General features: G+C 74.7%; 5 protein-coding genes. 3 read left to right on the top strand and 2 right to left on the bottom strand.

Annotated features, from left to right (window positions below):
• Nucleotides 1–67 precede the first annotated feature (67 nt).
• Complete coding sequence (locus ABEB16_RS10325; RefSeq protein ID WP_345712167.1) at nt 68–490, top strand: STAS domain-containing protein; 423 nt, start codon at nt 68–70, stop codon at nt 488–490.
• 69 nt (nt 491–559) lie between these two features.
• On the opposite strand, the gene fbaA is transcribed toward ABEB16_RS10325, so the two are convergent.
• Nucleotides 560–1,582 (bottom strand): class II fructose-bisphosphate aldolase, encoded by a 1,023-nt coding sequence (fbaA, locus tag ABEB16_RS10330; protein WP_345712168.1) that lies wholly within the window; start codon nt 1,580–1,582, stop codon nt 560–562.
• 139 nt (nt 1,583–1,721) lie between these two features.
• On the opposite strand from fbaA, the gene ABEB16_RS10335 reads away from it, so the two are divergent.
• Both ABEB16_RS10335 and ABEB16_RS10340 read left to right on the top strand, forming a co-directional pair.
• On the top strand, nt 1,722–2,294 hold the full coding sequence (locus ABEB16_RS10335) for a type 1 glutamine amidotransferase domain-containing protein (protein ID WP_345712169.1): 573 nt from the start codon (nt 1,722–1,724) through the stop codon (nt 2,292–2,294).
• Nucleotides 2,294–3,295: a TIGR03557 family F420-dependent LLM class oxidoreductase gene (locus ABEB16_RS10340; RefSeq protein ID WP_345712170.1), complete on the top strand. Its 1,002-nt coding sequence runs from the start codon at nt 2,294–2,296 to the stop codon at nt 3,293–3,295. The genes ABEB16_RS10335 and ABEB16_RS10340 overlap by 1 nt, the downstream gene beginning before the upstream one ends.
• Before the next feature lie 150 nt (nt 3,296–3,445).
• On the opposite strand, the gene ABEB16_RS10345 is transcribed toward ABEB16_RS10340, so the two are convergent.
• Nucleotides 3,446–6,292, bottom strand: a complete 2,847-nt coding sequence (locus ABEB16_RS10345; RefSeq protein WP_345712171.1) for an FAD-binding and (Fe-S)-binding domain-containing protein — start codon at nt 6,290–6,292, stop codon at nt 3,446–3,448.
• Nucleotides 6,293–6,330: the final 38 nt, after the last annotated feature.

Genomic DNA, 6,330 nt, shown 5'->3' on the forward strand with positions numbered 1-6,330 from the left:
CGCGCGGGCCGGGGTGCGGGACACTCGAGGGCGCGACGCCACGGTCGCGATGGCGTGCGGAGGGGACATGGCGAGGGACACGACGCCGCCGGGCGACGCCGGGCGCGGGGACGGCGGCCGGCCGCGGGACATCCGCCCCGTGGACCCGGGCTCCGTGCACGTCCTCTACGAGCCCCGCGCCACGCGCGTCGTGCTGACCGGCGAGATCGACGCCGAGCTGGGCCCGGACCTGCTGGAGGCCGCGGAGGACGCGCTGTCCTCCGGCCGCCCGCTGCAGGTGGACGCCCACCACGTCACGTTCATGGACTCCACCGGCCTGGCGTTCCTGGCGCGGCTGGCGTCCCGCTCCCGCGGCCGGCGCGTCACGCTGATCCGCCCGCCGGCGGTGGTGCGCTTCCTCATCGAGACGACGAACATCGTCCAGCTCCTCGACGTGGTCGAGGAGGAGCCGTCGCTGGCCCCGCACGTCGACGACCCCGAGCCCGCCTGAGGCGCGCCCGCACGCACGAGGGGCCGGTCCCGCCGCTGCGGCGGGACCGGCCCCTCGTGCGTGGCGGCGTCAGCCGAGCTTCGTGCCGGCGCTGCGCAGGTGCTGGCAGGCCTCCACGACGCGGGCGGCCATGCCGGCCTCGGCGGCCTTGCCCCACGCACGCGGGTCGTAGGCCTTCTTGTTGCCGACCTCGCCGTCCACCTTCAGCACGCCGTCGTAGTTGCGCAGCATGTGGTCGGCGACGGGGCGGGTGAAGGCGTACTGGGTGTCGGTGTCGATGTTCATCTTCACGACGCCGAAGTCCACCGCGGCCTGGATCTCCTCCAGCAGCGAGCCGGAACCGCCGTGGAAGACGAGGTCGAACGGCTTGTCCTTGCCGACCTCCTCGCCGACCTCCGCCTGGATCTGCTGGAGGATCTCGGGGCGGAGCTTGACGTTGCCCGGCTTGTAGACGCCGTGGACGTTGCCGAACGTCAGGGCGGTCAGGTAGCGGCCCTTCTCGCCCGAGCCGAGCGCGCGGACGGTGGCCAGGCCGTCCTCGACGGTCGTGTAGAGCTTGTCGTTGATCTCGTGGGCGACGCCGTCCTCCTCGCCGCCGACGACGCCGACCTCGATCTCCAGGATCGTCCTCGCCTTGGCGGACTCCGCGAGCAGCTCCTCGGCGATGCGCAGGTTCTCGTCCAGCGGCACGGCGGAGCCGTCCCACATGTGGGACTGGAACAGCGGGTCGCGCCCGGCGGCGACGCGCTCCTGGGAGATCTTCAGCAGCGGCCGGACGAAACCGTCCAGCTTGTCCTTCGGGCAGTGGTCGGTGTGCAGCGCGATGGTCACGCCGTAGCCCTTGGCGACGTGGTGGGCGAACTCCGCCAGCGCCTGCGAGCCGAGGACCATGTCCTTGACGGTGGGGCCGGAGACGTACTCCGCACCACCGGTGGAGATCTGGACGATGCCGTCGCTCTCGGCCTCGGCGAAGCCGCGGATGGCCGCGTTGAGCGTCTGGGACGAGGAGACGTTGATCGCCGGGTAGGCGAAGGCACCGGCCTTCGCACGGTCGATCATCTCCGCGTAGGCGTCCGGGGTGGCGATGGGCATGAGTGGATCTCCTGTGACGACGGCTCTGGCGGGCACGATCCTGGCACGAGGCGGCCGCCGCCGGGAGGGAGGCGATCGTCACACGTCCCGCGGGGGCTCCGGGTGCCGAGGTGCCCGGGGCGTGCCAGCGTGGGGCGCCATGAGCGAAGCGCAGCTGAACGGCACGAAGGTCGCCTTCCTCGTCGCCCCCGAGGGCATCGAGCAGGTGGAGCTGACCACCCCGTGGCAGGCCGTCGCGGACGCCGGCGGGCAGCCGGTGCTGCTGTCCACGCAGCCCGGCGAGGTCCAGGCCTTCAACCACCTCGACAAGGCCGACACCTTCCCCGTCGACCTCCGCGTCTCCGACGCCGCGGTGAGCGAGTACGCCGCCCTCGTCCTGCCCGGCGGCGTCGCCAACCCCGACGCCCTGCGCACCGACGCCGCGGCGGTCACGTTCGTGAAGCAGTTCGCGGCCTCCGTCCGGCCGATCGCGGTCATCTGCCACGGGCCGTGGACGCTCGTGGAGGCCGACGTCGTGCGCGGCCGGCGGATCACCTCCTGGCCGAGCCTGGCCACCGACCTGCGCAACGCCGGCGCGGAGTGGGTGGACGAGGAGGTCGTCGTCGACACCTCCGGCCCCGGCCCCCTGATCTCCAGCCGCAAGCCCGACGACCTGGAGGCGTTCACGAGGACCCTGCTGGAGCACGTGGCCGCGGTGCGGGTGAGCTCCTGATGGCCCCCGTCGGGATCGGCTACACGTGCATGGGCGAGCAGTCCGACCCCCGCTCGCTGGTGCGGGACGCGGCGGCCGCCGAGGACGCCGGCTACGACCTGATCGTCTTCTCCGACCACCACTCCCCCTGGCTCACCTCCCAGGGCCACGCGCCCTACACGTGGACGGTGCTGGGCGCGGTGACGCAGGTGACGTCGCGGGTGGAGCTCATGACGTACGTGACGTGCCCGACGATGCGCTACCACCCGGCCGTGGTGGCGCAGAAGGCCGCGACGACGGCGATCCTGTCCGAGGGTCGCTTCAGCCTCGGGCTGGGCAGCGGGGAGAACCTCAACGAGCACGTCGTCGGTGCGGGCTGGCCGGCGGTCGACGAGCGGCAGGACATGCTGGAGGAGGCCGTGGAGATCATCTCCGCGCTCTTCGACGGCGACCTCGTCACCTACGCCGGGGAGCACTTCCGGGTGGACTCCGCGCGGCTGTGGGACCTGCCCTCGCGGCGGGTGCCGATCGGGATCGCGGTGTCCGGGGAGCAGTCCGCCCCGCGGTTCGCACCGCTGGGCGACTTCATGATCTCCACCGAGCCGGAGCCGTCGCTCGGGCGGATGTGGGACGAGGCCGGCGGTAAGGCACCGGCGCGCAAGGTGGCCCAGCTGCCGGTGTGCTGGGACGGCGACCGCGACGCGGCGGTGCAGCGGGCGCACGAGCAGTTCCGCTGGTTCGCGGGCGGCTGGAAGGTGAACGCGGACCTGCCGACGACGGCGGGCTTCTCCGGGGCCTCGCAGTTCGTGCGGCCCGAGGACGTGGCCGGGCAGATCCCCTGCGGCAACGACGTGGAGGCGATCGCCGAGGCCGCCAAGCCGTTCTTCGACGCCGGCTACACCGACCTGGCGCTGGTGCAGATCGGCGGGGAGCACCAGGAGGAGTTCCTGCGGGTGTCGGCCTCGGAGATCATCCCGGCGCTGCGGGAGGCCGCGGAGTCCGGCGACCCCTCGCCGAGCTGACGCCGGGGCGGGGCCGGCGCCTCTCGCGCCCTTCTCCGGGTTCGGGCGCCCCACGTCGGCGCGTGAAGCACCCGAACCCGGAGAAGGGCGCCCCCGGGGCGGCTCCGGGGCGCCCGAACCCGGAGAAGGGCGCCCCCGGGGCGGCCGGGCTCAGTCCGGCAGCGCCTCGGCCAGCAGCTCCACCAGGTGCTTGCCGAAGCGCTCCCCCGTCCGCCCGCCGAGGTGGTCGGCCTGGGTGCGGCAGGAGAACCCGTCCGCCACGAACGGCGCGTCCGGCCTGCCCCGCAGCGCCGGCAGCAGCTGGTGCTCGGCCACCTGCTCCGACACCTCGAAGTGCCCGGCCTCCGCGCCGAAGTTGCCCGCCAGCCCGCAGCAGCCGGACAGCACCTGCGCGTCCACCCCCGCCTTCGCCAGCAGCGCCCGGTCGGCGCCGAACCCCATCACGGCGTGCTGGTGGCAGTGCGGCTGCACGACCGCCGCCGTGCCCAGCTGCGGCGGCTGCCAGTCCGGGCGCCGCTCCGCGATGAGCTCGGCCACCGTCCGCACCCGCCCGTGCAGCGCCCGGGCGCGCTCGTCCCCGGGCAGCAGCTCGGCGGCGTCCTCCCGCAGCAGCGCCGTGCAGCTCGGCTCCAGCCCCACCACCGGCACGTCGAGGTCGCCGCCGAGGGCGTCGAGGCTGGCCCGCAGCTGCCGCTTGGCGCCGTCCAGCTGCCCGGTCGACACCCACGTCAGGCCGCAGCACACCCGCCGCTCGGTGATGCGGACGCTGAAGCCGAGGTGCTCCAGCAGCTTCACCGCGGCCTTGCCGACGTCGGGGGTGAAGTGGTCGGTGAAGGAGTCCACCCACAGCAGCACCGGTTCGGCGCCGGTGAGCGCCGCGCCGGTGCGCTCGCGCTCCTCGAACCAGGCCCGGAACGTGCGGTCGGCGAACCTCGGCAGCGGGCGGCGCCGGTCCACACCCGCGGCGAGCTTCGCCAGCCGCGCCACCGGCGGCAGCGCCAGCACCCCGTTGACGACCTTCGGGGCCAGCAGCACGAGCCTGGACCAGCGCGGCAGCCAGCCCAGGGAGTAGTGCGACAGCGGCCGCACCCTGCCCTTGTAGTGGTGGTCGAGGAACTCCGCCTTGTAGGTGGCCATGTCCACCCCGGCCGGGCAGTCCACCGAGCAGCCCTTGCAGGACAGGCACAGGTCCAGGGCCTCGCGCACCTCCGGCGAGCGCCACCCGTCGGTCACGAGGGTGCCGTTGGCCATCTCCTGCAGCAGCCGGGCCCGGCCGCGGGTGGAGTCCTTCTCGTCGCGGGTGGCGAGGTAGCTGGGGCACATGACGCCGCCGGAGTCCGCGCGGCACTTGCCGACGCCGACGCAGCGGTGCACCGCGCGGGTCAGGTCGCCGGCGTCCTTGGAGTACGCGAACTGCAGCGGCCGCTTCCCGATGGTGACGGCGGTGCGGGCGGCGGGCACCCGCAGGTCCGCCTCCAGCGGGTTCGGCCGCACCAGCACACCGGGGTTGAGCAGGTCGTCCGGGTCGAAGGCGTGCTTGACCCGCTCGAAGGCGGCGATGGCGTCGGCGTCGTACATCAGCGGCAGCAGGGCGCCGCGGGCGCGGCCGTCGCCGTGCTCCCCGGACAGCGACCCGCCGTGGGAGGCCACCAACCGCGCGGCGTCCTCCAGGAACGCCTTCGCCCGCAGCGACCCGCCGTCCTCGTACAGCGGGAAGTCGATGCGGACGTGGATGCAGCCGTCGCCGAAGTGCCCGTAGGCGAGGCCGTCGACGGAGTGGGAGGCCATCAGGGCGTCGAACTCGCGCAGGTAGGCGCCCAGCCGCGCCGGCGGCACGGCGGCGTCCTCCCAGCCCGGCCAGGCGGGCAGCCCCTCCGGGGAGCGGCCCGCCAGGCCCGCGCCGTCCTCGCGGATCCGCCACAGCTTGCGCGCGTCGGCGGCGGTGGCGATGACGACGGAGTCCAGCGCCTGCGAGTCCGCGACGAGGGCGCGGGCCGCGGCCATCGACGCCTCGGGGGTCTCGCCGCCCATCTCCACGAACAGCCAGCCGTTGCCGCGGGGCAGCCCCTCCACGGACCCGCCGCGGCGGGCGACGGCCTCGGTGAGGCGGCGGTCGATGCCCTCCACGGCCTGCGGGGAGTGCGCCAGCAGCGCCGGGGTGGCGTCGGCGGCCTCGTGCATGCTCGGGTAGCCCAGCACGACGAACGTGGTGGCCGGCGCCTGCGGCACGAGCCGCACCCGCGCCTGCAGCAGCGTCGCCAGCGTGCCCTCCGAGCCGGTGAGCAGCCGCGCCAGGCGCTCCCCGCGCGGGCCGCCGTGCTCGGGCAGCAGGTGCTCCAGCGCGTAGCCGGACACCTGCCGGCCGAACGTCCCGAACTGCGTGCGGATCGTCGCCAGGTGCTGGGCGGCCACCTGCTCCAGGGCGGTGACGAGCCCGGCGGGCGGGGCGTCGGTGCCGAAGCGGCGGCCGTGCCCGTCGAGGACCTCCAGGGCGACGACGTTGTGGCTGGTGCGGCCGGAGGCCAGGGCGTGCGGGCCGCAGGCGTCGTTGCCGATCATGCCGCCGAGGGTGCAGCGGGCGTGGGTGGACGGGTCGGGCCCGAAGCGCAGCCCGTGCGGGCGGGCGGCGGCCTGCAGGACGTCGAGGACGGTGCCGGGCTCGACGAGGGCGGTGCGGGTGGCGGGGTCCACCTCCAGGACGCGGCCGAGGTGGCGGGAGAAGTCCAGGACGACGCCGGGGCCGATGGAGTTGCCCGCCACCGACGTGCCGCCGCCGCGGCTGGTCAGCGCCACCCCCAGCTCGCGGCAGACGGTGAACGCGGCCTCGACGTCGTCGGCCGAGCGCGGGAAGACGACGGCGCGCGGCACGACGCGGTAGTTGGAGGCGTCGGTGGTGTACTCCGCGCGGCGGCGGGTGGAGACGTCCACCTGCGCGTCCCCGCCGGGGCCGAGGGCGCCGACCAGCCGGCGGCGCAGGTCCTCCAGCCAGTACTGCATGCAGTCGTTGCCGGAGACGTCGGCGCGGTTGCCGGCGG

Origin of the sequence: Kineococcus glutinatus, from assembly GCF_039542765.1 — a bacterium.
GTDB lineage: Bacteria > Actinomycetota > Actinomycetes > Actinomycetales > Kineococcaceae > Kineococcus_A > Kineococcus_A glutinatus.

Coding starts and splice junctions, on each gene's coding strand:
- ABEB16_RS10340 (WP_345712170.1), top strand. CDS start 2,294: ATGGCCCCCGTCGGGATCGGCTACACGTGCATGGGCGAGCAGTCCGAC.
- fbaA (WP_345712168.1), bottom strand. CDS start 1,582: ATGCCCATCGCCACCCCGGACGCCTACGCGGAGATGATCGACCGTGCG.
- ABEB16_RS10345 (WP_345712171.1), bottom strand. CDS start 6,292: ATGCAGTACTGGCTGGAGGACCTGCGCCGCCGGCTGGTCGGCGCCCTC.
- ABEB16_RS10335 (WP_345712169.1), top strand. CDS start 1,722: ATGAGCGAAGCGCAGCTGAACGGCACGAAGGTCGCCTTCCTCGTCGCC.
- ABEB16_RS10325 (WP_345712167.1), top strand. CDS start 68: ATGGCGAGGGACACGACGCCGCCGGGCGACGCCGGGCGCGGGGACGGC.